At 70.2% G+C, this 24,461-nt stretch carries 25 protein-coding genes and 1 tRNA gene; 10 read left to right on the top strand and 16 right to left on the bottom strand.

Annotated elements, in window-relative coordinates; translation table 11 throughout:
- A complete protein-coding gene (locus ABZ098_RS06790) occupies nucleotides 1-396 on the top strand; it encodes a nuclear transport factor 2 family protein (protein WP_356587995.1) in 396 nt (131 codons plus the stop codon).
- Nucleotides 397-421: 25 nt separating this feature from the next.
- Here ABZ098_RS06790 and ABZ098_RS06785 read toward each other — a convergent pair whose 3' ends face one another.
- The gene (locus tag ABZ098_RS06785) at nucleotides 422-634 is read right to left on the bottom strand and encodes a hypothetical protein (protein WP_356587993.1); all 213 of its coding nucleotides are present in this window, start codon (nucleotides 632-634) and stop codon (nucleotides 422-424) included.
- Nucleotides 635-906: 272 nt separating this feature from the next.
- On the opposite strand from ABZ098_RS06785, the gene ABZ098_RS06780 reads away from it, so the two are divergent.
- Together ABZ098_RS06780 and ABZ098_RS06775 are read left to right on the top strand one after the other, a co-directional pair.
- Complete coding sequence (locus ABZ098_RS06780; protein WP_356587991.1) at nucleotides 907-1,179, top strand: hypothetical protein; 273 nt, start codon at nucleotides 907-909, stop codon at nucleotides 1,177-1,179.
- Nucleotides 1,146-1,280 (top strand): hypothetical protein, encoded by a 135-nt coding sequence (locus ABZ098_RS06775; RefSeq protein WP_356587989.1) that lies wholly within the window; start codon nucleotides 1,146-1,148, stop codon nucleotides 1,278-1,280. The genes ABZ098_RS06780 and ABZ098_RS06775 overlap by 34 nt, the downstream gene beginning before the upstream one ends.
- Before the next feature lie 82 nt (nucleotides 1,281-1,362).
- Here the strand turns inward: ABZ098_RS06775 and ABZ098_RS06770 are convergent.
- Nucleotides 1,363-1,444, bottom strand: a tRNA-Tyr gene (locus tag ABZ098_RS06770).
- Nucleotides 1,445-1,678: 234 nt separating this feature from the next.
- Between ABZ098_RS06770 and ABZ098_RS06765 the strand changes: the two genes are divergently transcribed.
- On the top strand, nucleotides 1,679-2,167 hold the full coding sequence (locus ABZ098_RS06765; RefSeq protein ID WP_007384029.1) for a YajQ family cyclic di-GMP-binding protein: 489 nt from the start codon (nucleotides 1,679-1,681) through the stop codon (nucleotides 2,165-2,167).
- 91 nt (nucleotides 2,168-2,258) lie between these two features.
- On the opposite strand, the gene ABZ098_RS06760 is transcribed toward ABZ098_RS06765, so the two are convergent.
- Nucleotides 2,259-2,525, bottom strand: coding sequence for a GlsB/YeaQ/YmgE family stress response membrane protein (locus ABZ098_RS06760; protein WP_356587987.1), 267 nt, complete (start codon nucleotides 2,523-2,525; stop codon nucleotides 2,259-2,261).
- Nucleotides 2,526-2,735: 210 nt separating this feature from the next.
- On the opposite strand from ABZ098_RS06760, the gene ABZ098_RS06755 reads away from it, so the two are divergent.
- Nucleotides 2,736-3,980, top strand: coding sequence for an APC family permease (locus ABZ098_RS06755; protein ID WP_356587985.1), 1,245 nt, complete (start codon nucleotides 2,736-2,738; stop codon nucleotides 3,978-3,980).
- 21 nt (nucleotides 3,981-4,001) lie between these two features.
- Here ABZ098_RS06755 and ABZ098_RS06750 read toward each other — a convergent pair whose 3' ends face one another.
- From ABZ098_RS06750 to ABZ098_RS06690, 13 genes are all read right to left on the bottom strand, one after another.
- A complete protein-coding gene (locus ABZ098_RS06750; protein ID WP_356587983.1) occupies nucleotides 4,002-4,571 on the bottom strand; it encodes an SMI1/KNR4 family protein in 570 nt (189 codons plus the stop codon).
- A gap of 365 nt (nucleotides 4,572-4,936) precedes the next feature.
- Complete coding sequence (locus ABZ098_RS06745; RefSeq protein WP_356587981.1) at nucleotides 4,937-5,329, bottom strand: YccF domain-containing protein; 393 nt, start codon at nucleotides 5,327-5,329, stop codon at nucleotides 4,937-4,939.
- On the bottom strand, nucleotides 5,326-6,189 hold the full coding sequence (htpX, locus tag ABZ098_RS06740; protein ID WP_356587979.1) for a zinc metalloprotease HtpX: 864 nt from the start codon (nucleotides 6,187-6,189) through the stop codon (nucleotides 5,326-5,328). Before htpX ends, ABZ098_RS06745 begins: the two co-directional genes overlap by 4 nt.
- A gap of 213 nt (nucleotides 6,190-6,402) precedes the next feature.
- On the bottom strand, nucleotides 6,403-7,947 hold the full coding sequence (locus ABZ098_RS06735; protein ID WP_356589327.1) for an NADH-quinone oxidoreductase subunit N: 1,545 nt from the start codon (nucleotides 7,945-7,947) through the stop codon (nucleotides 6,403-6,405).
- A 14-nt stretch (nucleotides 7,948-7,961) separates the two neighbouring features.
- A complete protein-coding gene (locus ABZ098_RS06730) occupies nucleotides 7,962-9,536 on the bottom strand; it encodes an NADH-quinone oxidoreductase subunit M (protein ID WP_356587977.1) in 1,575 nt (524 codons plus the stop codon).
- 6 nt (nucleotides 9,537-9,542) lie between these two features.
- Nucleotides 9,543-11,537, bottom strand: a complete 1,995-nt coding sequence (locus tag ABZ098_RS06725; RefSeq protein WP_356587975.1) for an NADH-quinone oxidoreductase subunit L — start codon at nucleotides 11,535-11,537, stop codon at nucleotides 9,543-9,545.
- Nucleotides 11,534-11,950: an NADH-quinone oxidoreductase subunit NuoK gene (gene nuoK, locus ABZ098_RS06720; protein ID WP_356587973.1), complete on the bottom strand. Its 417-nt coding sequence runs from the start codon at nucleotides 11,948-11,950 to the stop codon at nucleotides 11,534-11,536. The genes ABZ098_RS06725 and nuoK overlap by 4 nt, the downstream gene beginning before the upstream one ends.
- Entirely contained in the window at nucleotides 11,950-12,708 is a 759-nt protein-coding gene (locus ABZ098_RS06715; RefSeq protein WP_356587972.1) for an NADH-quinone oxidoreductase subunit J, read from the bottom strand. Before ABZ098_RS06715 ends, nuoK begins: the two co-directional genes overlap by 1 nt.
- Complete coding sequence (locus ABZ098_RS06710) at nucleotides 12,705-13,274, bottom strand: NADH-quinone oxidoreductase subunit I (RefSeq protein ID WP_356587970.1); 570 nt, start codon at nucleotides 13,272-13,274, stop codon at nucleotides 12,705-12,707. The genes ABZ098_RS06715 and ABZ098_RS06710 overlap by 4 nt, the downstream gene beginning before the upstream one ends.
- Before the next feature lie 2 nt (nucleotides 13,275-13,276).
- Nucleotides 13,277-14,245: a complex I subunit 1 family protein gene (locus ABZ098_RS06705; protein ID WP_356587968.1), complete on the bottom strand. Its 969-nt coding sequence runs from the start codon at nucleotides 14,243-14,245 to the stop codon at nucleotides 13,277-13,279.
- Nucleotides 14,242-16,017, bottom strand: coding sequence for an NADH-quinone oxidoreductase subunit C (locus ABZ098_RS06700; protein WP_356587966.1), 1,776 nt, complete (start codon nucleotides 16,015-16,017; stop codon nucleotides 14,242-14,244). The genes ABZ098_RS06705 and ABZ098_RS06700 overlap by 4 nt, the downstream gene beginning before the upstream one ends.
- Complete coding sequence (locus tag ABZ098_RS06695; RefSeq protein WP_356587964.1) at nucleotides 16,014-16,685, bottom strand: NADH-quinone oxidoreductase subunit B family protein; 672 nt, start codon at nucleotides 16,683-16,685, stop codon at nucleotides 16,014-16,016. The genes ABZ098_RS06700 and ABZ098_RS06695 overlap by 4 nt, the downstream gene beginning before the upstream one ends.
- Nucleotides 16,676-17,098, bottom strand: a complete 423-nt coding sequence (locus ABZ098_RS06690; RefSeq protein WP_356587962.1) for an NADH-quinone oxidoreductase subunit A — start codon at nucleotides 17,096-17,098, stop codon at nucleotides 16,676-16,678. Before ABZ098_RS06690 ends, ABZ098_RS06695 begins: the two co-directional genes overlap by 10 nt.
- Nucleotides 17,099-17,370: 272 nt before the next feature.
- Between ABZ098_RS06690 and ABZ098_RS06685 the strand changes: the two genes are divergently transcribed.
- From ABZ098_RS06685 to ABZ098_RS06665, 5 genes are all read left to right on the top strand, one after another.
- A complete protein-coding gene (locus ABZ098_RS06685; RefSeq protein WP_356587960.1) occupies nucleotides 17,371-18,594 on the top strand; it encodes a sensor domain-containing protein in 1,224 nt (407 codons plus the stop codon).
- A gap of 112 nt (nucleotides 18,595-18,706) precedes the next feature.
- The gene (locus ABZ098_RS06680) at nucleotides 18,707-20,050 is read left to right on the top strand and encodes a sensor domain-containing protein (RefSeq protein ID WP_356587958.1); all 1,344 of its coding nucleotides are present in this window, start codon (nucleotides 18,707-18,709) and stop codon (nucleotides 20,048-20,050) included.
- Nucleotides 20,051-20,445: 395 nt separating this feature from the next.
- Nucleotides 20,446-21,117 carry a response regulator transcription factor gene (locus tag ABZ098_RS06675; protein WP_356587956.1) on the top strand — a complete coding sequence of 224 codons (672 nt, stop codon included), beginning with the start codon at nucleotides 20,446-20,448 and terminating at the stop codon, nucleotides 21,115-21,117.
- A gap of 259 nt (nucleotides 21,118-21,376) precedes the next feature.
- A complete protein-coding gene (locus tag ABZ098_RS06670; RefSeq protein ID WP_356587954.1) occupies nucleotides 21,377-23,305 on the top strand; it encodes a 2-oxoacid:acceptor oxidoreductase subunit alpha in 1,929 nt (642 codons plus the stop codon).
- A complete protein-coding gene (locus ABZ098_RS06665) occupies nucleotides 23,298-24,377 on the top strand; it encodes a 2-oxoacid:ferredoxin oxidoreductase subunit beta (RefSeq protein WP_356587952.1) in 1,080 nt (359 codons plus the stop codon). Before ABZ098_RS06670 ends, ABZ098_RS06665 begins: the two co-directional genes overlap by 8 nt.
- Nucleotides 24,378-24,461: the final 84 nt, after the last annotated feature.

Below are 24,461 nucleotides of genomic sequence, written 5' to 3'. Positions count from 1 at the left end.
ATGTCTGTCGAGGGGGTGCCGAGCGAGGGTGTGCCGGCCGCGCGGGAGGCTCTGTTGCGGCGGATGTACGAGGTCTTCGCGACGGACGAACGGGACGCCTTCGTACCGCACTGCCTGGCTCCGGACGTGGACTGGCCGAACATGCTGGACGGCGGCCGGCTGCACGGACACGAAGCAGTACGGGCTTACTGGGCACGGCAGTTCGCGGCGGGTCACCCCCTCGTACGACTGGAGGGGCTGCGGCCTGGCGGCTCTGCCGGGACGGTGGTGGTGACCGTACGACTCGGGCTGCGCGACACGTCGGGCGAGCAGTGGGCCGAGGAAACGGTCGAGCACGTGTACACGTTCGGGGCGGACGGGCTGGTCACGCGAATGGACGTGCGGGCGGGGGCGTAGGGGTGCGTATGGGCGCGTAGGTGCGTCAGAACAGCGGCAACTGGCCGGGCACGACAGGGGCTGCGTACCCGTCCAACGACGGTTGCACGGCCCCGAGTTCCGCCTGTCTGCGAGAACCCGGGCACGAGACGAGCTGGCCTCTCTCGCGCGCGCCGGGCGGGTCGTGCCGGGCGAAGCGGCCGGCGACGACGGCGATCTCGCGACGGCATTCGGGGCAGAGCCTGCGGCGACTGGACATGCAGTCAGTGTGCCCCGGACGGACGGGGTTCGTGCGTCTGAAGTGGGCGGTTGGGCCGACGGGGCGTGGGGGGCCGGGGCGGGTTGATGCCGTCGCGGTCCATGGGAGCGGGCTGTGCGCAGGGGCTTTCTGCCGACTCTGGCCGCCGCCAATACGCCGCTGCCGAAGGGGTACTCGAAGGCAACAGCGGTTTCCGCCGCGCCGAGGAGGTACGCGCCGTGCGCTCCTTCAAGCGCTGACTTCTGCACCGTCATCGCGTCACGTTCGTGGCCGTGCAGCGTCGTCGGGCGAACCGTGCGGCAGGCACCGACCCGCGCGGACTCGTCGAGCTCAGCCGCAGGATCCGGCATCACGACGTGCCGCGCGACCCCGAGGAACGGGAGTCCATGCGCCGGCTGGTCGACGACCAGCTGAACCTGCTGGAACGCAAGGGTCGATGGCTGCCGTACTGGCTGGGCTTCGTGGGCCTGGTTGCGGCAGCCCTGCTCGCCCTCGGGGTGGCCAAGGATCAGTGGTCTTCCCGCTCGTCTTCGCGGTCGGCATGATCGGCTTCTGCGGCAGGGTCGCCTGGCTGCGACGGCGGGCCCTGGACCGCTTCCACTTCATGCGCACAGCACTGCGGGAGGAACACGAACGCGTGCCCTGACTCCGCCGCACCGACGAGTGAACACACGAAGAGACCCCCTCCGCTCTGCGTTTCCGCAGTTCGGAGGGGGTCTCTCTCAGCGTGGCGGCGCCAGGATTCGAACCTGGGAAGGCTGAGCCGGCAGATTTACAGTCTGCTCCCTTTGGCCGCTCGGGCACACCGCCGGGGTTGCTGCCCTTCGAACCGTCTTTCGGCGGTGCTCCGTGGCAACGACGTAAACAATACCCGATGCCGAGGGGTGCTTCGCCACCCGATTGATCTGCGCCCTGGGGGCATGGGGTGACTAGGCTTGGGCGGATGCGGCCCGGGTTCACGCCGGGCTCGGCGCCGCCCCCACGTACGCCGATACGCATCCGTACGCACGCCGATACGCACCCCGATACAAGGAGCCACAGGACATGGCCGACTCCAGTTTCGACATCGTCTCGAAGGTCGAGCGGCAGGAGGTCGACAACGCCCTCAACCAGGCCGCCAAGGAGATCTCCCAGCGCTACGACTTCAAGGGCGTGGGTGCCTCGATCTCGTGGTCCGGCGACAAGATCCTGATGGAGGCGAACTCCGAGGACCGGGTCAACGCCGTCCTCGACGTCTTCCAGTCCAAGCTGATCAAGCGTGGGATCTCGCTGAAGGCACTCGACGCGGGCGAGCCGCAGCTCTCCGGCAAGGAGTACAAGATCTTCGCGTCGATCGAGGAGGGCATCTCCCAGGACAACGCCAAGAAGGTCGCGAAGATCATCCGTGACGAGGGCCCGAAGGGCGTGAAGGCCCAGGTCCAGGGCGACGAGCTGCGGGTCAGCTCGAAGAGCCGTGACGACCTGCAGTCCGTCATCGCCCTGCTCAAGGGCAAGGACTTCGACTTCGCGATCCAGTTCGTGAACTACCGGTGAGCTGCTGATTCACCGATCGGCACCGATCCACGAGGAAGGGTGGGCACCTGGCCGGTGCCCACCCTTCTCGCCTGCTGGCTGCGGTTCAGGGTCAGTCGCGCGAGTTGCCGAACACGAGACGGTAGGCGATCAGGAGCACGAGGGAGCCGCCGATCGCGGCGGCCCAGGTCGGCCCGTCGTAGAAGCTCTTGGTGACCGGGTGGTCCAGCCAGCGGGCCGATATCCAGCCGCCGGTGAACGCGCCGGCGATGCCGATGAGGGTCGTCCCGATCAAGCCGCCCGGGTCGCGGCCCGGCAGCAGGAACTTGGCGATGGCTCCGGCCAACAGCCCCAGGATGATCCAGCCGATGATGCTCATGCCCTGAACCTGCCCTTCCGCGCTGTGCCCGTACTGTCCGAGAACTGTGATCTACGTCCCGGCAGTCCGGACTCGCGCTCGTGCACGTGGGTCGTACATCGTTCGTGTGCGGCTTGTGCGGTGTTCGTCGAGCGAGTGTTCGCGTCTTGTTGCTGAACAGGACGTCAGGCGCGCGTCCCGCGGTTGCACGGGATCAGTAGGGTGCGGCACATGACGCATTCCGGTGCCGAACTGCGGCGCACGCTGGGGGTAGGGGACGCCGTCGTCATCGGGCTCGGCTCGATGATCGGCGCGGGGATCTTCGCCGCCCTCGGGCCGGCAGCGCGCGCGGCCGGATCGGGGCTGCTGCTCGGACTCGCGGTCGCCGCCGTGGTCGCCTACTGCAACGCCACGTCCTCGGCCCGGCTGGCGGCCCTCTACCCGGCCTCCGGCGGCACCTACGTGTACGGGCGGGAGCGACTCGGACCCTTCTGGGGTTATCTCGCGGGCTGGTCGTTCGTGGTCGGGAAGACGGCATCCTGTGCCGCGATGGCGCTGACGGTGGGCACGTACGTCTGGCCGGGGCAGGCCCATGCCGTGGCCGTCGCGGCCGTGGTGGCGCTGACCGCGGTGAACTACGGCGGGATCCAGAAGTCCGCCTGGCTGACCCGGGCGATCGTGGCGGTGGTTCTCGCTGTCCTCGCTTCCGTGGTGGTCGTGTGTCTGGGGTCCGGGGCCTCTGAGGCCGGGCGGCTGGACGCCGGGGTCTCCGGCGGTGCGGGCGGGGTGTTGCAGGCGGCCGGTCTGCTGTTCTTCGCGTTCGCGGGCTACGCGCGTATCGCGACCCTCGGTGAGGAGGTACGGGACCCCGCGCGCACCATCCCCCGCGCGATCCCCCTTGCTCTGGGCATCACGCTGGTCGTGTACGCGGGTGTGGCTGTGGCTGTCCTTTCCGTGCTGGGCGCCGGTGCTCTGGGCCGTGCGGACGCGCCGCTGGCCGAGGCGGTGCGGGCGGCCGGGGTGCCGGGACTCGTGCCGGTGGTGCGGGTGGGTGCCGCCGTGGCCGCGCTCGGCTCGCTGCTCGCCCTGATTCTGGGCGTCTCCCGGACGACGCTGGCGATGGCCCGGGACCGGCATCTGCCGGGCGCTCTGTCCGCCGTGCATCCCCGGTTCCAGGTGCCGCACCGGGCGGAGCTGGCCGTGGGTGCGGTGGTCGCGGTCCTCGCCGCCACGGTGGACGTACGGGGCGCGATCGGCTTCTCCTCCTTCGGTGTGCTCGCGTACTACGCGGTGGCCAACGCGTCGGCCTGGACACTCGGTTCGGCTCCGGCGGCCCGAGTGGTGCCGGTCGTGGGACTGCTGGGGTGCGTGGTGCTGGCGTTCGCCCTGCCGGGCGTTTCCGTCGTCGTGGGCGCGGGAGTGCTGGCGGTCGGGGTGGTGGCGTACGGGGTGCGGAAGGTGTTGGCGGGGCGGTAGGTCGCGCCCCGGAAGGGGCAATCAGGTCGCGTGGGTCGGCGGTGCCGTGCGTATGCGGAACTCCGCCCAAGGAGCCATCTCCAGCTCCTCGTTCATCTCCTCGTACCAGCCCGTGCCGTCGACCCAGGCGCGCAGCCAGTCGGTGAGGGAGCGGGCGTCCACGAACCAGGAGTGGTCCCGGTCGCCGCCGTTCGGCTCGAAGAGGAGGACGGTGGCTTCCGGGCTGTGGCAGTCCACACACGCGTACATCGCACAGCCCCAGTGGGATATCGGCAGGACACCCTCGGGCCAGGGCCAGTCGGGGTCCTTGCGGCCGCTCTTGCGGTTGGCCAGGTACTGCACGACGGCTGCGGGCTCGCCTGCCGGAGGACTGTCGAGCAGGGGCAACAGGCCGTACTCCGGGCCGAATCCGCCGTCTCCTATCCGCAGGTAGAGGTCGGCGAGCAGCCGGGGCAGGCGGAAGCCCAACGCGGCCTCTGCACGGGCCAGGGTGTCCGGGTCCACCGGCTCGGGGAGGGAAGGCCAGCCCCACGGACGGGTGTTGCGGGCCTTGTCCGCCACCCGTGCCAGCAACTGCTCGCTCTCGGTCATGCATTCATGATGCAGGGCGGCACTGACAGCGGGGCAGGCCTGTGGACAACCTCCGAGTTGTGGAAAACTCCGGGCTCACCTCGGCTCGGACGAGGTGGATGCCGACGCGTCCGCCCTCGGTGAGAGAGGCGAGGAGTTCCTCGTAGGCCGAAGGGCGGTGAGGGGCCTGCGGGGTGACGCCAAGGCTTCTGCGGACGGCCTCGGAGTCGTGCCGGACCAGGCTGAGGGGTGGGGCGGCGCCTCGGTGGCCCGCCGGACAGTCGTCCAGGGCGGCGAGGGCCCGGCCGAAGCAGCCGCCGGGCCCTTCACGGTTTCGCCCAGGGCAGCGGGGCGTACTTCGGCGCCCCGCTCCCCCGGCGCGTAAGTCAGCGGGTCGCGAACGGCTCGTCCGTGGGGACGATCTCGCGGCCCAGTGGGAACAGGGACACGGGGATCAGCTTGAAGTTGGCGATGCCGAACGGGATTCCGATGATCGTGATGCACAGGACGAGACCCGTGGCGATATGACCCAGGGCCAGCCACCAGCCGGCGAGGACCAGCCACAGGACGTTGCCCACGCAGGAGGGCGCGCCCGCGTCGCGACGCTCGATCGTGGTGTACCCGAAGGGCCACAGGGCGTAGACGCCGATACGGAAGGCCGCTATGCCGAACGGGATGCCGATGATCGTGATGCAGAGCAGCGCGCCCGCTGCCAGATAGCCGAGGAACAGCCAGAAGCCGCTCAGGACGAGCCAAATGACGTTCAGGATCGTTTTCACTGGGAGCGACCTGCCATCTTCTCGAGCCGGGCGATGCGCTCCGCCATCGGCGGGTGCGTCGAGAACATCTTGGACAGTCCCTGGCCAGGGCGAAACGGGTTGGCGATCATCATATGGCTCGCGGTCTCGATGCGCGGCTCGGGAGGCAACGGCAGCTGCTTGGTGCCCATTTCGAGCTTGCGCAGAGCGCTGGCGAGCGCGAGGGGGTCGCCGGTGAGCTGGGCGCCGGACGCGTCCGCCTCGTACTCCCTGGAGCGGCTGATGGCCATCTGGATGAGAGTGGCCGCCAGCGGTCCGAGGATCATGATCATCAGCATGCCGAGGAGCCCCGGGCCGTCATCGTCGTCGGAGCGGCCGATCGGGATGAGCCAGGCGAAGTTGACCAGGAACATGATCACGGAGGCGAGGGCGCCGGCGACCGACGAGATCAGGATGTCGCGGTTGTAGACATGGCTGAGCTCGTGGCCGATGACACCGCGCAGTTCGCGTTCGTCCAGCATGCGCAGGATGCCGTCGGTGCAGCACACGGCGGCGTTGCGCGGGTTGCGGCCGGTCGCGAAGGCGTTGGGTGCCTCGGTGGGCGAGATGTACAGGCGCGGCATGGGCTGACGGGCCTGGGTGGAGAGTTCGCGGACCATGCGGTACAGGGCCGGTGCCTCGAACTCGCTCACCGGGCGGGCACGCATCGCGCGTAGAGCCAGCTTGTCGCTGTTCCAGTACGCGTACGCGTTGGTGCCCAGCGCGATCAGGACGGCCACGACCAATCCCATACGGCCGAAGAAGCTGCCGATGACGATGATGAGTGCGGACAGTCCCCCGAGGAGGACTGCGGTCCTGAGCCCGTTGTGCCGGCGGTGCACGGTACGCCCTCCAAGTGGTGCAGCAGGGGAACCCTTTGCTTGCTGGTCTCCGATGTCTTCCGGTGTCACCGGTCCGTGGTGTCACGTCCAGTGGACCTTCCCGTCTTGCTCAACGCCAGGCGAGTGCCACTAGTTCCCTTGTGCGTACGGAGGCCCAGGTGGGCCGTCCGGGTGAGGGTTCGGGGAGGCGGTTCAGTTCGGGAAGGGGCGGGTTCAGAAGAGTCCGGTGTCGGCGAAGCGCAGCACGAGTTGGGGCGCGCCCGAGAGGGCGACGCCCAGGACGCCGGTCAGGGTGAGCGCGATCGTGAGGGGGGCGGGGACGCGGTGCGCGGCGGGTTCGCCCTCCGGGGCCCGGAACAGCAGGGTCGTCCACTGGAGGTAGTAGAACAGCGCGATCACGACGTTGACGGCCATGACCACGGCGAGCCAGCCGAGGCCCGCGTCGACGGCCACCGAGAAGACGGTGACCTTGGCGAACAGACCGATGATGCCCGGCGGCAGGCCGGCCAGGCAGAGCAGGAAGAAAGCCAGGAGGAGGGCTGCGAGGGGGTTGGTCGCGTAGAGGCCCCGGTAGTCGGAGATGCGGTTCGCGGTCTTCGTACGGCCCACCAGCGCGGCCACCGCGAAGGCGCCGAGGTTCACGGCGGCGTACATGAGGGCGTAGGCGACGGTGGAGCCGATGGACCGCTCGGCGTCGTCGGAGTACGCGGCGGCGGCGATCGGGACGAGGAGGTAGCCTGCCTGGCCGACGGAGGACCAGGCGAGCAGCCGTACCGCGCTGTACGCGCGCGTGGCCTGCTGTCGGAGGGCGCCGACATTGCCGACGGTCATGGTGAGGGCGGCCAGCGCGGCGAGCGCGGGGCCCCAGACGTCGGCGTACGACGGCAGGGCGACGACGGTGACGAGGATCAGGCCGGAGAAGCCGACCGCCTTGCCGACGACCGACAAGTAGGCGGCGATCGGGAGGGGCGCGCCTACGTAGGTGTCGGGCACCCAGAAGTGGAAGGGCACGGCGGCGGTCTTGAAGGCGAAGCCGACCAGCGTGAGGACGACGCCGGTCTGGGCCAGGGTCTCAAGCTGTCCGTCGACGTGCTGGATGCGGTCGGCGACCTGGGTGAGGTAGAGGGTGCCCGTGGAGGCGTACACGAAGCTGATGCCCATGAGGCTGACCGCGGTCGCGGTGACCGAGGACAGGAAGAACTTGAGGGCCGCTTCGGAGGACTTCCTGTCGCCGTGCCGGATGCCGACGAGGGCGAAGGCGGGCAGGGAGGCGACTTCCAGGGCGACGATCAGGGTGGCCAGGTCGCGGGAGGCGGGCAGGAGGGCGGCACCGGCCGCGGAGGAGAGCAGCAGGAACCAGTACTCCCCTTCGGGGAGCCTCTTCTCGGCGTCCTTGAGGGTGGTGACCGACAGGAGGGCGGCCAGGAGGGCTCCGCCGAGGACGAGGACCTGGATGACGAGCGTGAAGCGGTCGGCCGTGTAGCTGCAGACGCCGTCGTCGCCGGTCAGGCAGAACGTGCTGCGGTCGCCGTCCAGGAGAGGCAGCAGCAGGAGTGCGGAGGCGGCCAGGCCCGCGACCGAGACCCACCCGAGCAGGGCCTTCTTGTGTTCACCGACGAACAGGTCGGCCACGAGAACGACGAGTCCGACGACCGCCACGACGGTCGGCGGGGCGATCGCGAGCCAGTCGACGGACTGGACGAGGTTCGCGGCTGTCGTGGTCAGCGGCTCGGCCGACGAAGCCAATGGCGGGGCCATGGCGGCCAGGGTGCTCATCGGTTGCCTCCTGCGAGGAGCTGCTGGACGGCCGGGTCGGTGAGGCCGAGGAGGGCCTTCGGCCACAGGCCCGCCACGACGGTGAGGGCGACGAGCGGCGTCCATGCCGCGAATTCGTATGTGTGGACGTCGGCGAGCCGGGGGGCGTCCTGGGGTACGGCGCCCATGCAGACGCGGCGGACCACGACGAGCATGTAGGCGGCCGTGAGGAGGGTGCCGAACGCGCCGATCGCCATGAAGGTGAGGAAGGCGGGGCGGCTGAGCTCGTCGGCGGGCTTGAAGGCGCCGAAGAGCGCCAGCATCTCGCCCCAGAATCCGGCGAGACCGGGCAGGCCGAGCGAGGCGACCGCGCCGAAGGCCAGCAGACCGCCGAGGCGGGGGGCCTTGCCGTACAGGGCGGCGCCGGTCTCCTCGGCCAGGGTGTCGAGGTCGGTGGTGCCGGTGCGGTCCTTCAGGGCGCCCACCAGGAAGAACAGGAGTCCGGTGATGAGGCCGTGGGCGATGTTGGCGAACAGGGCGCCGTTCACGCCGGTCGGGGTCATGGTGGCGATGCCGAGCAGGACGAAGCCCATGTGGCCGACGGAGGAGTAGGCGATGAGGCGTTTGAGGTCACCCTTCGCGCCCCGCTTGGCGAGGGCGAGGCAGGCCAGTGATCCGTAGATGATCCCGACCACGGCGAAGGCGGCGAGATAGGGCGCGAAGTCGCGGAAGCCGTCGGGCGCGATCGGCAGCAGAATGCGGACGAACCCGTACGTGCCCATCTTCAGCAGGACGCCGGCCAGCAGGACCGAGCCGACGGTCGGGGCGGCGGTGTGGGCATCGGGCAGCCAACTGTGCAGGGGCCACATCGGGGTCTTGACCGCGAGGCCGATCCCGATCGCCAGAACGGCGATGACCTGCACGGATGTGGTCAGCGACCGGCCGTTGTCAGTGGCGAGTGCCACCATGTCGAATGTGCCCGCCTTGATCCCGATCAGGAGCAGGCCGAGCAGCATGACGACCGAGCCGAGCAGTGTGTAGAGGATGAAGCGCCAGGCGGCGGCCTGGCGGTCCGCGCCGCCCCAGCGGGCGATGAGGAAGTACATCGGGATGAGCACCATCTCGAACGCGAGGAAGAACAGCAGCAGATCGAGGACGGCGAAGGTCGCGAGGGTGCCGGACTCGAGGACCAGCAGCAGCGCGACGAAGGCCTTCGGGGAGGGGCCCGACGGCATCTTGAAATAGGAGTAGAGCGCGCAGAGGAAGGTCAGCAGCGCGGTCAGGACCAGAAGGGGGAGGGAGATGCCGTCGATGCCGAGGTGGATGCGCACGTCGAGTGCGGGGATCCAGCTGATGTCGGTCGTGGCCTGCATCTTCGACGGATGGTCGTGGTCGAAACCGAGCGCCAGGACGATCGCGGCGATGAGGATCACGCCGGTGACGGTCACGCCGTGCCGCAGTACGGCCTGGTCGGGTGACTTCCCCTTCAGCCCGGGCGGGGCGGGCAGCAGGGCCGTGACGGCGCCGAGGAGCGGGCCGGCCACGACGAACGCCAGAAGGAACTGCATCACGGACTCGTTGATATCGATCACGCCTGCTCACGCTCCCGTGGCGACGAGGACGACGGCGACCGCGAGGACGACGGTGCCGGCGAGCAGCGCGCTCACATAGGTCTGGAGATTTCCGGTCTGGGCGCGTCGTACGGCCGTGCCGAGCCAGCGGGGCAGTGCTCCCGCGCCGCGTACGTAGGTCTCGACGACCTCGCGGTCCAGGAACCGGACGAGGGTGGCTCCGGACTGGACCGGGCGGACGAACAGGGCCGTGTACAGGGCGTCCAGGTGGAAGCCGGCGGCCGCGTGGCGGTGCAGCGGGCCGAGCATCAGTCGTCCGGGGTCGGCGGGGTCGGGCGCGTGGGCCACGTCTCCGTAGGCGGGCTCGTGGGTGGCGATGGCCTCGGCCTCGACCAGTCCGGCGTCGCCCTCGGGGTGGGCGGCGACCGCACCGAGCGGGACGCGGGCCGCGACCGCGCTGGTGTGCCGCCAGGCGGCGTAGGTGACGATGCCACCGATCAGGGCCACGCCCGTGCCGACGACGGACGTGGTGAGGGTCGGGGTGAGGTCACGGCCGTCGAACCAGTCGGGCAGCACGCGGTAGGCGAAGGCACCGAGGGCCAGGGAGGGGGCCGCGAGGACCCACAGCACCACGTTCATCGTCAGCGGCTGACGGCCGTGGTCGGGGGCCTCGGCGCCGCGTCCGTGGAAGGCGAGCAGCCACAGGCGGGTCGCGTACGCGGCGGTCAGCAGGGCCGTGAGGAGGCCGGCGACCAGGGTGATCCAGCCCGCGGCTCCGGGAGCGTGCTCGGTGTGGCCGGTGGCGACGTGTTCGGCGGCGCCGAGGACGGACTCCTTGGAGAAGAAGCCGCTGAAGGGCGGGATCGCGGCGAGCGCGAGGAGCGCCACGGTCATCGTCCAGAAGGCGTCGGGGACGCGGGCGCGCAGGTCCTTCATGCGGGACATGGCGGCCAGCGAGTTGGTGCCGGAGGCGTGGATGATCACGCCTGCCGCGAGGAACAGGAGCGCCTTGAAGGCACCGTGGGACAGGAGGTGGAAGACGGCGGCACCGCGGTCGCCGACGGCGAGGGCGCCGGTCATGTAGCCGAGCTGGCCGATCGTCGAGTAGGCGAGGACGCGCTTGATGTCGTCCTGGGCGAGCGCGGCGACACCGGAGCCGAGCATCGTGACGGCGGCCATGACGGCGAGGACCACCATCGCGGCCCGGGACGCCTCGAAGACAGGGAGGAGACGGGCGATGAAGTAGACACCGGCGGCGACCATCGTCGCGGCGTGGATCAGCGCGGAGACGGGCGTGGGGCCGGCCATCGCGTCCGGCAGCCAGGTGTGCAGGGGGAACTGCGCCGACTTGCCGGCCACGCCGGCGAGGAGCAGCAGGGCGATCAGGGTCGGGTGGTCGAGTCCGCCGTGCGCGACGGCGTCGAGAACCTTCGTGATCCGGAACGAGCCGGCGTCCGTGGCCAGCGCGAACAGGCCGATCAGGAAGGGGACGTCACCGAGCTTGGTCACCAGGAAGGCCTTGAGGGAGGCGGCGCGGGCCTCCGGGGTCTCCCAGTAGTGGCCGACCAGGAAGTACGAGCAGATGCCCATGATCTCCCAGCCGACCAGCAGCACGATCAGGTCGCCGGAGTAGACGACGAGCAGCATCGCTGAGGTGAAAAGGGAGACGAGAGCGGCGTACGAGGGGTAGCGCGGGTCGTCGCGCAGATAGCCCGTCGAGTAGATCTGCACGCAGGTGGCGACGAGGCCGACCAGGATGGCGACGAGGGCGGCGAAGCCGTCGATGTGCAGGGCGAGTTCGATCGGGACCGAGCCGGTCGGGGTGAGTTCGGTGGCGGCGTTCACCGCCTGGTCGCCGCCCTGGCGTACGGCGACCACCGCGGCGAGCGCGAGGGCGGCCAGGGGAGGCAGGACGGCGAGCGGGCGGACGAAGCCGGGGGCCGTACGGCCCAGGAGCAGGCCGGCCGCGGCGCCCAGGAAGGGAAGGAGCGGGACGAGGACGGCGAGGGTGGTCGTGGTCACGCGCTGGCCTCAGCCTTCCCGGTCCGCCCGGATCGTGCGGCCTGCTCGGCCCGGGGGGCTTCGCTGTCGGAGTCGTCGCGGTCGTCGAGGTCGTGGCCCTCGGCCGTGTCGCGGAGTTTGTCGATGTCGGCGGTGCCGCCGTTGCGGTGGACGGCGAGGACGATCGCCAGGCCGATACCGATCTCGGCGGCGGCGATGGCGATGGTGAACAGGGTGAGGGCCTGGCCGGAGTGCAGGGTCTCCTCGGCGGCCTTGCTGAGCCAGACGTCGAAGGCGACCAGGTTCAGGTTGACGGCGTTGAGCATCAGCTCGACCGACATCAGGACGAGGATCGCGTTGCGGCGGGCGAGGACGCCGTAGAGGCCGGTGCAGAAGAGGAGGGCGGAGAGTACGGCGGGATAGGCGAGGTGCATCAGCGGGCGCCTTCCTGCTCGGCGGACTCGGTTCCGTCGGCCGAGGCCGTTCCCTTCGAGGCCGTGCCCTTCGAGGGCGTTTCCTCGGCCGTCTCGCTCTCCTTGGCCGTCTCGGTTCCCGCGACCGACCCATTTCGCCCTATCGGGTGATTACGGGAATCCGGGACGGATGGGGAACCACCGGTCGCAGCTCGGGAGTTCACAGGGGGAGAGCTCGACTCGGCCTTCGCCTTGCGGGACAGGACGATCGCGCCGACCAGTGCCGCGAGGAGGAGGACGGAGAGGGCTTCGAAGGGGAGGACCCAGTTCTGGAAGAGGCTCGCGCCGGTGGCCTCGGTGGAGCCGGCGGCGGGTCCGTCCAGATCGATCCAGGTGGTGCGGAAGGCGTCGACGACCACCCAGACCAGAGCGGCCGCTGCGGCTAGGGCCACAACGAGGGCGGCCCATCGGTTGCCGGAGTCGGCGTCCGGGGAGCGGCCGATGGGGGCCCTGGTGAGCATCAGACCGAACAGGAGGAGGACGACGACGGAACCCACATAGATGAGGACCTGCACCCAGGCGATGAACTCGGCGGTGAGCAGGAGGTATTCGACGGCGAGGCCACCGAGGGCCACCACCAGCCACAGGGCGGCGTGCACGAGCTGCTTGGTGGTGACGGTGACGATCGCGGCACCGAAGGTGACCAGGCCGACGAGGAGGAAGGCGATCTCGACGCCGGTAGGGGAGAGGAAGCCGTGCGCCTCCTGGGCGAGGTTCACGACTCGTCCCCCTGCGGGTCGGCCGGCGCGGTCGGTTCGGCCCGGGCCGCCGCCAGCTTCTCGGCGGTCTTGCGGGCGGTGGCGATCTCCTTCGGTTCCTCGGCGCCGGGGTCGAGGGCCGGTGGGGCCGGGACGGTCCACATCCACTCCCGGAGCTTGTCCCGCTCGTGGGTGAGGTCGCGGATGTCGGTCTCGGCGTACTCGAACTCCGGTGACCAGAACAGGGCGTCGAAAGGACACACCTCGATGCAGATACCGCAGTACATGCAGAGGGAGAAGTCGATGGCGAAGCGGTCGAGGACGTTGCGGCTGCGTTCGCGGCCACCAGGGGTCGCCGCCGGGACCGTCTCCTTGTGGGAGTCGATGTAGATGCACCAGTCGGGGCACTCACGGGCGCAGAGCATGCAGACCGTGCAGTTCTCCTCGAACAGGCCGATCACCCCGCGGGTGCGGGGCGGGAGGTCGGGCTGGGCGTCGGGGTACTGCTCGGTGACGGTCTTCTTCGTCATCGTGCGCAGGGTGACGGCCAGGCCCTTGGCGAGGCCACTGCCGGGAATCGGGGCCATAGCTACTGGATCACCACCTTGACGATGCCGGTGAGGGCGATCTGGGCGAGGGAGAGGGGGACGAGGAGGGTCCAGGAGAGTTTCTGGAGCTGGTCCTCGCGCAGGCGGGGGTAGGTCACGCGGAGCCAGATGACGACGAAGGCGAGCACGGCCGTCTTGAGGAGGGTCCAGACCCAGCCGAGACCGTCGGCGCCCCAGGGGCCGTGCCAGCCGCCCAGGAAGAGGACGGTGGTCAGGCCGCACAGCACGACGATTCCGGCGTACTCGGCGAGGAGGAACAGGGCGAAGCGCAGGCCGGTGTACTCGGTGTAGGCACCGAAGATGATCTCCGAGTCGGCGACCGGCATGTCGAAGGGAGGGCGCTGGAGTTCGGCGAGTCCGGCCACGAAGAAGACGATCGCGCCGACGATCTGCCAGGGCAGCCACCACCACTCGAAGGCGTCGAGGATGCCGGGGAGGGAGACGGTTCCGGCCGCCATCGCCACCGAGGCGGCGGTGAGGAGCATCGGGAGTTCGTAGGCGAGGAGCTGTGCGGCGGTGCGCAGGCCCCCGAGGAGGGAGAACTTGTTGGCGGAGGCCCAGCCTGCCATGAGGGAGCCGAGGACGCCCACGCCCATCACGGCGAGCACGAAGAACACGCCGGCGTCGACGACCTCGCCGACGGCGCCCTCGCCGGGGCCGATGGGGATGGCGAGGAGGACGATGAGGTAGGGCAGGAGGGCGACGGCGGGGGCGAGTTGGAAGACACGGCGGTCCGCGCCCGCCGGTACGACGTCTTCCTTCTGGGCGAACTTCACGCCGTCCGCGACGAGTTGGGCCCAGCCGTGGAAGCCGCCGGCGTACATCGGGCCCAGGCGGCCCTGCATGTGGGCCATCACCTTGTGCTCGGTCTGACCGATGATCAGGGGGAAGGTGAGGAAGACGACGAAGACGATCAGGAGTCGCAGGGCGACGTCGAGAGCGTCGTTCACTGCGGGCCTCCTGCGGGCTTGTCGGGGGTGGGGGTTTCGGGTGTGGAGGGCTGGTCCGGGGTGGGGTCCTCGGGAGCCGGGTTCTCGGGAGCCGGGTTTACAGGGGTCGGGGCGGTGGGATCAGGGGTCGCGGAGTCTCCGGGGGGCAGCTCATTGAGAGCCGTTGGCTCCTCCCGAACCTGTTGGCCTTCGGCGCCCGTGGGTTCTTCGGCGCCCGTGGGTTCTTCGGCGCCCGTGGGTTCTTCGGCGGGCGCGAGTTCTGCGGGGGCCGAGGCTCCTGACGCCGTTGGCTCCCCGGAGGTCTTGCGAGCGCCGGGTTCCTCAGGACGTTCGGAGGTTCCGCTGTCCTTGGGCGTGGAGGGGCGTTCGGAAGCTCCGGTGTCCGTGAGCTCGGCGGGGTGTTCGAAGGCTCCGGTGTCCTCGGGTGTGGCCGTCCGCTTGGGTTCCGGGTCGTCGAAGGCCGGGCGGGCGTGGTGCCACGGCGCGTCTGGGCTGCGCGGAGCCACGGGGGCTTTCGGGGACGCGGGGTTCGTGCTCGTGTCGTCGGTCGACGGATCGGAGCCGGTCGTGGTGGCCCTCTGACTCGCGGAACCGCCCGAGGCCGTACGTGCCCGACGGGGCCCCTTCGTCGAGGGGGTTGCGGCAGCATCCTCGGTGGCCCCGGGTGCGGTCTCGCTCGCCGAGCCTTCGCCCGCCGCGCCCGCCGCGCCCGCTCGACGCGGACCAGCCTCAGACGCGCCCGCGCTCCCGGACACCTCCGTCTGACTCGCCGAGCCCTCCGCGCCCGCGCTCCCGGACGCCCTCGTCTGACTCGCCGAGCCCTGAGCTGCCGAACGTGCCCGACGCGGACCGCTGCCCCCAGCCCCAGCCGCAGCCCCAGCCCCGGCGGACGCGGCAGACGACTCCGCCTGGCTCACCGACCCCTCCGCAGCCGAACGTGCCCGACGCGGGCCAGCGCCCGCCGCACCCGCCGTGCCCGAGGCACCCGCCGTACCCGAGGCAGCCGCCGTACCCGAGGCAGCCGCCGCACCCGCCGCACCCGAGGTACCGGACGCACCCGCCGGACCCGACGCACCGGCACTCTCCGTCTGGCTCGCTGAGCCCTGGCCGGCCGTGCGGGTGCGGCGGGTTGGGCGGTCGCCTGTGGCTCGGGGTGGGCGTTCTGCCGGTGTGCGGGCCGGGCCGCGGGTGGGGGCGGGGGGGAGTTGGCCCTTCAGGGGGCCCCATTCGTTCGGGTCGGGGACGCCTGGGGGGAGCATCTGGCGGCGTTTGGGGCCGCCGTGTTCGGACTCGCCCGGTTCCTTGGCGCCGGGCCAGGCCTTGGCTACGCGGGCGGCCAGGACGAAGTCCTTGCGGAGGGGGTGGCCCTCGAAGGTTTCCGGCAGGAGGAGGTGGTCCAGGCAGGGGTGGCCCTCGAAGGTGACGCCGAACATCTCGTGGGTCTCGCGCTCGTGCCAGGCGGCGCCCGCGTAGATGTCGACCGCGGAGGGCAGCACCGGGGTCTCGTGGGAGATCGTCGTGCGCAGGAGCAGGCGCCGTACCGGGGCGAGGGCTGCCACGTGGGCGGCCACGCGGAAGCCGGTGCCGGGCTCGTCGACGGCGCTGAGCCAGTCGAAGTAGGTGCAGCCCAGTTCGTCGCGGGCGGCGCGCAGGGCGGTGAGCCAGGTGGTGGGCGGGACGTCGACCGTCAGGACCTCGTAGGACTCCTCGGCGGTGGCCTCGGGGCCGAAGAGTTCCTCGGCGGGGGCGGGGAGCCAGCCGACGGCGGTCACTGTGCGTCCCCCTCGTCCGAGACCGGCGCCGGCGGCCTGACCAGCCCGCTCTGCAGCGCGGCCGTCGAGGGGCGGGTCGCGGGAGTGCCGTACCGCTCCCCCAGCGACTCCCTCGCGATCTTCTCCTGGAGCTTCAGGATTCCCTGGAGCAGCGCCTCGGGGCGGGGCGGGCAGCCGGGGACGTAGACGTCGACGGGGATGATCTGGTCGACGCCCTTGGTGACGGAGTAGGAGTCCCAGTACGGGCCACCGCAGTTGCTGCACGCGCCGAAGGAGATGACGTACTTCGGCTCCGGCATCTGTTCGTACAGGCGTTTCACCGCCGGTGCCATCTTGTCGGTGACCGTGCCGGAGACGACCATCAGGTCGGCCTGGCGGGGGCCCGGGGCGAAGGGGATGACGCCGAGGCGGATGAAGTCGTGGCGGGCCATGGACGCGGCGATGAACTCGATGGCGCAGCAGGCGAGGCCGAAGTTGAAGACCCAGAGGGAGTACCGGCGGCCCCAGTTGAGGATCACCTTCATCGGCTCGGGGGCCAGGCGGGCGAGGGCGCCCAGCCGTTTCGGCTCCGGGAGCAGAACGGGCTCCGTGGCGGCGAAGCTCGCAGCCGAACCGGCGGAACCGGCGGCGGAGGTCGTACGGGAGTCGGCCGTGGGGTTCACGTCCATGCCAGGACACCCTTCTTGTACGCGTACAGCAGTCCCACGGCGAGGAAGCCGAGGAAGATGAACATCTCGACGAGGGTCGTCGCGCCGTAGCCGGGGGCGGCGAAGATCGTGGCCCACGGGAACAGGAAGATCGAGTCGACGGCGAAGATGACGTAGAGGAAGGCGTAGACGTAGTAGCGGACCTGGGTGTGGGCCCAGCCCTCGCCGACGGGGTCGACTCCGCACTCGTACGTCAGCAGCTTCTCGGGGGTGGGGACCACGGGTCGCAGCAGTCGTCCGGCGCCGAAGGCGACCGCGACGAACAGCACGCCGACGACGGCGAGCAGTCCGACGACCGAGTACGACTGGAAGTAGTCCGCCGCGACGACGGTCGGATCGACGACGGCTGCATCGACGACGATCGGTTCCGGCACGTCCGCCCCTCGCTCCCTGTGAACACGCTGAACATGCTGAGCACGTTGCACGTGCTGGACACGCTGCACGTGCTGGACACGTTGAACACCATGGCCACGCTGAACACCACTGTTCGATCTGTACGCACGGGAGTCTAGGCCCTGATAAAGGGACGGTAAGCAGCCCGTCACCCGAGGAAAACCATCCGAAAGCCCGGGGTGGGGTTTTCCCCAGCACACCGCGGCGGTCCGCCTCATGGCGCGCGGCGGTCTCGCCCGGCACGCTAACCCGTATGACCGAACGCCACTCGTCCCCGAGCCGTGCCGTGATCAGCGGCAGAGACGGCACATCCGACGACGGCCGGCCGCCGCCGGCACGTCTCGCCTACGACGCGCACACCTGGAAGGAGATCGCACATCTCCTGGCGAACCTTCCGGTGTCCCTCCTCGGCTTCACCTACGTCGTGACAGTGCTGTCCATCGGCTTCTGGATGACCGTCACGGTGATCGGGTTCCCGCTGCTCGCGGCGGGTCTGCTGGGCGCGCGGCAACTCGGCAAGCTGGAGCGGGCGCGCGCCCGGGCGCTGCTCGGTGTGCGGGTGGACGAGCCGAGCCCCCTGCCGTGGCGCGCCAAGAACGGCGGCAACGGCTTCTTCGCGCAGCTGTGGCTGGGGGTGAAGGACCCCGTGGGCTGGCGGACCGCGCTGTACGACTTCATCCGGCTGCCGTGGGGGGTGCTCACCTTCACCATCACGTTGACGTCGCTGTTCGTGCTGTGGCCGGTGCTGCCGTTCATCGCGCGGGGCCTCGCCAACGTCGACCGGGCGATGGTGCGCGGTCTGCTGTCGCCCTCCGACGAGCTGGAACGCCGTATCGCCGAACTGGAGTCGGACCGGGGGGTCGTGGTCGACGCGGCCGCCTCCGACCTGCGCCGCATCGAGCGGGACCTGCACGACGGGGCGCAGGCCCGGCTCGTCAACCTGGCCATGGGGCTCGGCCTCGCGAAGGAGAAGCTCCTGGAGGACCCGGAGTACGCGCAGGCGATGGTCGAGGAGGCGCACGGCGAGGTGAAGCTGGCGCTTCAGGAGCTGCGGGACCTGGCTCGGGGCATCCATCCGGCCGTCCTGACCGACCGCGGGCTCGACGCCGCCCTCTCGTCGGTGGCCTCGCGCTGCACGGTGCCGGTGAAGGTGACCGCCGACCTCGACGCGCGGCCGGTCGCGGCGATCGAGGGGATCGCGTACTTCACCGTCTCCGAGCTGCTCCAGAACGTCAGCAAGCACAGCGGGGCGCGGTCGGCCTCCGTCGACGTGTGGCGGTCGGAGGACCGGCTGCTCATCCAGGTGTGGGACGACGGCCGCGGCGGCGCCCGGCTCGACGGCGGCACCGGTATGCGCGGGCTCGCGGAGCGTCTCGACGCGGTCGACGGGCTGTTCGTCATCGACTCGCCGCCGGGCGGCCCGACGGTCGTCACTGCGGAGCTGCCGTGGCGGGACCGGGCCGCGGACAGGAGGTAGGGAAAACCCCCCTTCCAAGAGGCCGACGGCCTCCATGGTCCGCTGAGCTGCGGCCCAGCAGGGTGGAGGTACGACACCACAGGCGCGGGACGAGAGAAGAAGGACGACGTCGATGGCCACGGACTACGGGTACGACAGTGGGCTCGGGTTCCCCGAGGCGGTACGGCGGCACCGGGTGCCGGCCGGACTGCGGGCGCCGTTCGAGGGGCGGACGTGGCGGGAGTTCGGCTATGTGCTGCTGAGCCTGCCGATCAGTGTCCTGATGTTCACCTACGCCATCACGATGATCTCGCTGGGGGCCGGCCTCCTCGTGACCTTCCTGGGGATCCCGGTCTTCGCGGCCGGGCTCGCCGGGTGCCGGGGGCTCGGAGCGCTGGAGCGGGCCCGGGCGCGGGGTCTGCTGGGTCTCGAGATCGGCGATCCGGAACCGCTCAGGATGCGGAAGTCCGGCTTCATGGCGTGGATCGGGGCGGTCCTCAAGAGCGGCACGTCCTGGCGGACGCTGCTGTACTCCGTGGTGCACCTGCCGTGGGCCCTGTTCTCGTTCGTCGTCGCCGTGAACTTCTGGGTGTACGGCTGGGCGCTGCTGACGTATCCGCTGTGGTTCTGGGTCTTCCCGGCCTACGTCGGTCAGGACGGGCTCCAGCTCTACGGTGACGAGACCCACCACGTCTATCTGGACAACCCGTTCGAGATCGGCGTGACCGCGCTGGTGGGACTGTTGTTCACGCTGGCCACGCCGTGGATCGTACGGGCGCTGACGACGGTGGACCGGGTGATGGTGCACGGGCTGCTGGGGCCGACCCGGCTGTCGGCGCGGGTGGTGGAGCTGGAGTCGGACCGGGGGGTCGTGGTGGACACGGCCGCTGCGGATCTGCGTCGGATCGAGCGTGATCTGCACGATGGTGCGCAGGCCCGGCTGGTGGCGCTGGCGATGGATCTGGGGCTGGCGAAGGAGAAGCTCTCGGAGGATCCGCAGGCGGCGGCTCGGATGGTGGACGAGGCGCACGGTGAGGTGAAGACGGCGCTTCAGGAACTGCGGGATCTGGCGCGGGGCATCCATCCGGCGGTGCTGACCGACCGGGGGCTGGACGCGGCGCTGTCGGCGGTGGCTTCCCGGTGCACGGTGCCGGTGCAGGTGGAGGTGGATCTGCCGTCGCGGCCGGCGCCGGCGATCGAGGGGATCGCGTACTTCACCGTCTCCGAGCTGCTCCAGAACATCAGCAAGCACTCTCGGGCGACGTGGGCCGGGGTGGATGTGTGGCGGGTGGAGGACCGGCTTCTGCTCCAGGTCGTGGACAACGGTGTGGGTGGGGCCGATGTGTCCGGCGGGTCGGGGCTGGCGGGTCTTGCGGAGCGGTTGGACGCGGTGGACGGGATCCTGGTGGTGGATTCGCCGGTCGGGGGGCCTACCCGGGTGACGGCGGAGTTGCCGTGGCGGGGGGAGCGGGTATGACGGGGCGCGTTTGAGCCGGGGCGTTTGAGCCGGCGGGTGTGAGCGGGCGGTGGGGGTTTTCGCCCCGCCGCCCCTACCCGTCTCCTCCCCAGGGGCTGCCACCCCTTCGACCCCGGCCGGCCGGCCCCTGGGGGCTGCGCCCCCCCAGACCCCCACCAGCCCTGAAGGGGCCTCGTCCTCGAACGCCGGACGGGCTGACCAACGCCGGACGGGCTGACTTCGCCTGAGCCCGGCACCAAGACGTGGCTGGATTTCGTGGTCCAGCCGCCGTTCTCGGGCCTTTGTTCGTATCTGCGGCCCCCTAATCCCGTTGCCCGCGCCCCTCCGCATCCGAATGCTGGAATGCTGGACTTGTCCAGCGGGTGGGCAGGCAGTGGGCTGGGGGGCCGAGAGTCGTGGAGGACAGGGTGCGGGTGGTCATCGCCGAGGATTCAGTGCTGCTGAGGGAGGGCCTGACCCGGTTGCTGACCGACCGCGGGCACGACGTCGTGGCCGGGGTGGGCGACGGGGAGGCACTGATCAAGACCATCGCCGAGCTGGACGCCGGGGGCGAGCTGCCCGACGTCGTGGTCGCCGATGTGCGGATGCCTCCGACGCACACGGACGAGGGCGTGCGAGCCGCCGTACAACTGCGCAAGGCACATCCCGGACTCGGGGTACTCGTACTGTCGCAGTACGTGGAGGAGCGGTACGCCACCGAGTTGCTGGCCGGGTCCAGTCGCGGGGTGGGGTACCTGCTCAAGGACCGGGTCGCGGAGGTGCGTGAGTTCGTGGACGCGGTGGTGCGGGTGGCCGAGGGCGGCACGGCCCTCGACCCCGAGGTGGTCGCCCAGCTGCTGGGGCGCAGCCGTAAGCAGGATGTGCTCGCCCATCTCACGCCCCGGGAGCGGGAGGTCCTGGGACTGATGGCCGAGGGGCGTACCAATTCGGCGATCGCGCGGCAGCTCGTCGTGAGCGACGGGGCCGTGGAGAAGCATGTCAGCAACATCTTCTCGAAGCTCGGGCTGTCACCGAGCGACGGGGACCACCGGCGGGTGCTGGCGGTGCTGACCTACCTGAACTCCTGATCGTCCGACACCGCGCCAGACGACGATCGGTCCAGACGATCAGGACGGACCGAGAACCAGAGCACGACGAGGGAGCGTCTTCGAGGAAAGCGCCGGGGGGCGAGCAAATGGTGACAAGTCAGGGCGTCGTACCGTCTCAAATCCACGTCCATCATGCGAATGGCCGAGGGAAGGCGACCCTTGCGGTCGTAGGGTTGATCCTGGGAAGGCCTGCGGGAAGGCCGCTCCCGAACAGCCGCCCAGAGGGAGGTCCAGTTCAGTGACCAGTCAGGTCAGCAGCCCAGCGGAGCAGGCCGACGAAGCCGTCGTGGGAGAGCAGCGCAAAGGGGCCGGCGCGAAGGACGTCCGCCGCCTCGACCGGGTGATCATTCGTTTCGCGGGCGACTCCGGTGACGGGATGCAGCTCACCGGGGACCGTTTCACCTCGGAGACCGCGTCCTTCGGCAACGACCTGTCCACCCTTCCCAACTTCCCCGCCGAGATCCGGGCCCCTGCCGGAACCCTGCCGGGTGTCTCCTCCTTCCAGCTCCACTTCGCCGACCACGACATCCTCACGCCGGGCGACGCGCCGAACGTGCTGGTGGCCATGAACCCGGCCGCTCTCAAGGCCAACATCGCCGATCTGCCGCGGGGTGCGGAGATCATCGTCAACACGGACGAGTTCACCAAACGGGCGATGCAGAAAGTGGGGTACGCGGCCTCGCCGCTGGAGGATGGATCGCTCGACGGTTACAGCCTTCATCCGGTCCCCCTGACCACGCTGACCGTCGAGGCCCTCAAGGATTTCGACCTCAGTCGCAAGGAGGCCGAGCGCAGCAAGAACATGTTCGCGCTCGGCCTCTTGTCGTGGATGTACCACCGGCCCACCGAGGGCACGGAGAAGTTCCTGCGGACGAAGTTCGCGAAGAAGCCGGAGATCGCCGAGGCGAACCTCGCGGCCTACCGGGCGGGCTGGAACTTCGGCGAGACGACCGAGGACTTCGCCGTCTCCTACGAGATCGCCCCGGCGACGAAGGCCTTCCCGGTCGGGACCTACCGCAACATCTCCGGGAACCTCGCGCTGTCCTACGGGCTGGTCGCCGCGTCTCGCCAGGCGGACCTGCCGCTGTTCCTGGGCTCGTACCCGATCACCCCGGCCTCGGACATCCTGCACGAGCTGAGCAAGCACAAGAACTTCGGCGTGCGGACCTTCCAGGCCGAGGACGAGATCGCGGGCATCGGCGCGGCGCTGGGGGCCGCCTTCGGCGGTTCGCTGGCCGTGACGACCACGTCCGGTCCCGGCGTGGCGCTGAAGTCGGAGACCATCGGCCTCGCGGTCTCCCTGGAGCTGCCGCTCCTCGTGATCGACATCCAGAGAGGCGGGCCGTCGACCGGTCTGCCGACCAAGACCGAGCAGGCCGACCTGTTGCAGGCGATGTTCGGGCGCAACGGCGAGGCGCCGGTGCCGATCGTCGCCCCGCGCACCCCGGCCGACTGCTTCGACGCGGCGCTGGAGGCGGCCCGGATCGCGCTGACGTACCGCACCCCGGTGATGCTGCTCTCCGACGGCTACCTGGCCAACGGCTCGGAGCCCTGGCGCATCCCCGAGCTCGACGAACTCCCGGACCTGACCGTGCAGTTCGCGCAGGGCCCGAACCACACCCTGGAGGACGGCACCGAGGTCTTCTGGCCGTACAAGCGCGACCCGCAGACCCTGGCCCGCCCGTGGGCCGTTCCCGGCACACCCGGTCTCGAACACCGCATCGGCGGCATCGAGAAGGAGGACGGGACGGGCAACATCTCCTACGCCCCGGCCAACCACGACTTCATGGTCCGCACCCGCCAGGCCAAGATCGACGGGATCGACGTACCGGATCTCGAGGTAGACGATCCGCACGAGGCGCGCACGCTGGTGCTGGGCTGGGGATCGACGTACGGGCCCATCACGGCGGCGGTACGGCGGCTGCGGACGGCCGGTGAGTCGATCGCGCAGGCCCATCTGCGCCACCTCAACCCCTTCCCGCGCAACCTGGGCGCGGTGCTGAAGGCGTACGACAAGGTCGTGATCCCCGAGATGAACCTCGGGCAGCTCGCCACTCTGGTGCGGGCGAAGTACCTGGTCGACGCGCACAGCTACAACCAGGTCAACGGCATGCCGTTCAAGGCCGAACAGCTCGCCACGGCTCTGAAGGAGGCCATCGATGGCTGAGACGTCCACGGAAGGCACGGGCACGATCGAGGCACTCTCACTCGTCCCCAAGGCCGAGGCGCGCCAGAGCATGAAGGACTTCAAGAGCGACCAGGAAGTCCGCTGGTGCCCCGGCTGCGGTGACTACGCGATCCTCGCGGCCGTCCAGGGCTTCATGCCGGAGCTGGGGCTGGCCAAGGAGAACATCGTCTTCGTCTCGGGCATCGGCTGCTCGTCGCGGTTCCCGTACTACATGAACACGTACGGCATGCACTCCATCCACGGGCGGGCGCCGGCGATCGCGACGGGCCTCGCGGCCTCGCGGCGCGACCTGTCGGTGTGGGTGGTCACGGGTGACGGTGACGCCCTGTCCATCGGCGGCAACCACCTGATCCACGCCCTGCGCCGGAACGTGAACCTGAAGATCCTGCTCTTCAACAACCGGATCTACGGCCTCACGAAGGGGCAGTACTCCCCGACCTCCGAGGTCGGCAAGATCACGAAGTCGACGCCGATGGGGTCCCTGGACGCCCCGTTCAACCCGGTGTCCCTCGCCCTCGGCGCGGAGGCGTCCTTCGTGGCGCGGACGGTGGACTCGGACCGCAAGCACCTCACGTCGGTGCTGCGGGAGGCGGCCGCCCACCCCGGCACGGCCCTGATCGAGATCTACCAGAACTGCAACATCTTCAACGACGGTGCCTTCGAGGCGTTGAAGGACAAGCAGCAGGCCGAGGAGGCGGTGATCCGCCTGGAGCACGGGCAGCCGATCCGCTTCGGGGCGGAGCTGTCCAAGGGGGTCGTGCGGGATCCGGCGACGGGGGACCTGAAGGTGGTGCAGGTGACGCCGGACAACGAGCACCAGGTCCTCGTCCACGACGCCCACGCGGCCTCCCCGACCACCGCGTTCGCCCTGTCCCGCCTGGCCGACCCGGACACGCTGCACCACACGCCGATCGGGGTGCTGCGGTCGGTGGACCGGCCGGTGTACGACACGCAGATGTCGGATCAGCTCGACGCGGCGATCGAACAGAACGGCAAGGGGGATCTGGGGGCGCTGCTGGCCGGGGGCGACACCTGGACGGTCTTGGGCTGAGCGGCGCGCGGCACACGGAGGGCCCGGAGGCGACTTCTGCTTCCGGGCCCTTTCCCCGCGGGACGCCCCCGACGCGTGGGCACG

This window comes from Streptomyces sp. NPDC006335 (assembly GCF_040612795.1).
Classification (GTDB): Bacteria; Actinomycetota; Actinomycetes; order Streptomycetales; family Streptomycetaceae; genus Streptomyces.
Note: the sequence above shows the minus strand (reverse complement) of the source record. Positions and strands in the feature narration are given on the sequence as shown.

What these genes read in the sequence shown, in the direction of transcription:
- nuoK (WP_356587973.1), bottom strand. Translation starts at nt 11,950, where the DNA reads ATGCACCTCGCCTATCCCGCCGTACTCTCCGCCCTCCTCTTCTGCACC.
- ABZ098_RS06735 (WP_356589327.1), bottom strand. Translation starts at nt 7,947, where the DNA reads ATGGCCCCGCCATTGGCTTCGTCGGCCGAGCCGCTGACCACGACAGCC.
- ABZ098_RS06785 (WP_356587993.1), bottom strand. Translation starts at nt 634, where the DNA reads ATGTCCAGTCGCCGCAGGCTCTGCCCCGAATGCCGTCGCGAGATCGCC.
- ABZ098_RS06710 (WP_356587970.1), bottom strand. Translation starts at nt 13,274, where the DNA reads ATGGCCCCGATTCCCGGCAGTGGCCTCGCCAAGGGCCTGGCCGTCACC.
- ABZ098_RS06680 (WP_356587958.1), top strand. Translation starts at nt 18,707, where the DNA reads ATGGCCACGGACTACGGGTACGACAGTGGGCTCGGGTTCCCCGAGGCG.
- ABZ098_RS06695 (WP_356587964.1), bottom strand. Translation starts at nt 16,685, where the DNA reads ATGGACGTGAACCCCACGGCCGACTCCCGTACGACCTCCGCCGCCGGT.
- ABZ098_RS06685 (WP_356587960.1), top strand. Translation starts at nt 17,371, where the DNA reads ATGACCGAACGCCACTCGTCCCCGAGCCGTGCCGTGATCAGCGGCAGA.
- ABZ098_RS06665 (WP_356587952.1), top strand. Translation starts at nt 23,298, where the DNA reads ATGGCTGAGACGTCCACGGAAGGCACGGGCACGATCGAGGCACTCTCA.
- ABZ098_RS06750 (WP_356587983.1), bottom strand. Translation starts at nt 4,571, where the DNA reads ATGACCGAGAGCGAGCAGTTGCTGGCACGGGTGGCGGACAAGGCCCGC.
- ABZ098_RS06760 (WP_356587987.1), bottom strand. Translation starts at nt 2,525, where the DNA reads ATGAGCATCATCGGCTGGATCATCCTGGGGCTGTTGGCCGGAGCCATC.
- ABZ098_RS06790 (WP_356587995.1), top strand. Translation starts at nt 1, where the DNA reads ATGTCTGTCGAGGGGGTGCCGAGCGAGGGTGTGCCGGCCGCGCGGGAG.
- ABZ098_RS06755 (WP_356587985.1), top strand. Translation starts at nt 2,736, where the DNA reads ATGACGCATTCCGGTGCCGAACTGCGGCGCACGCTGGGGGTAGGGGAC.
- ABZ098_RS06765 (WP_007384029.1), top strand. Translation starts at nt 1,679, where the DNA reads ATGGCCGACTCCAGTTTCGACATCGTCTCGAAGGTCGAGCGGCAGGAG.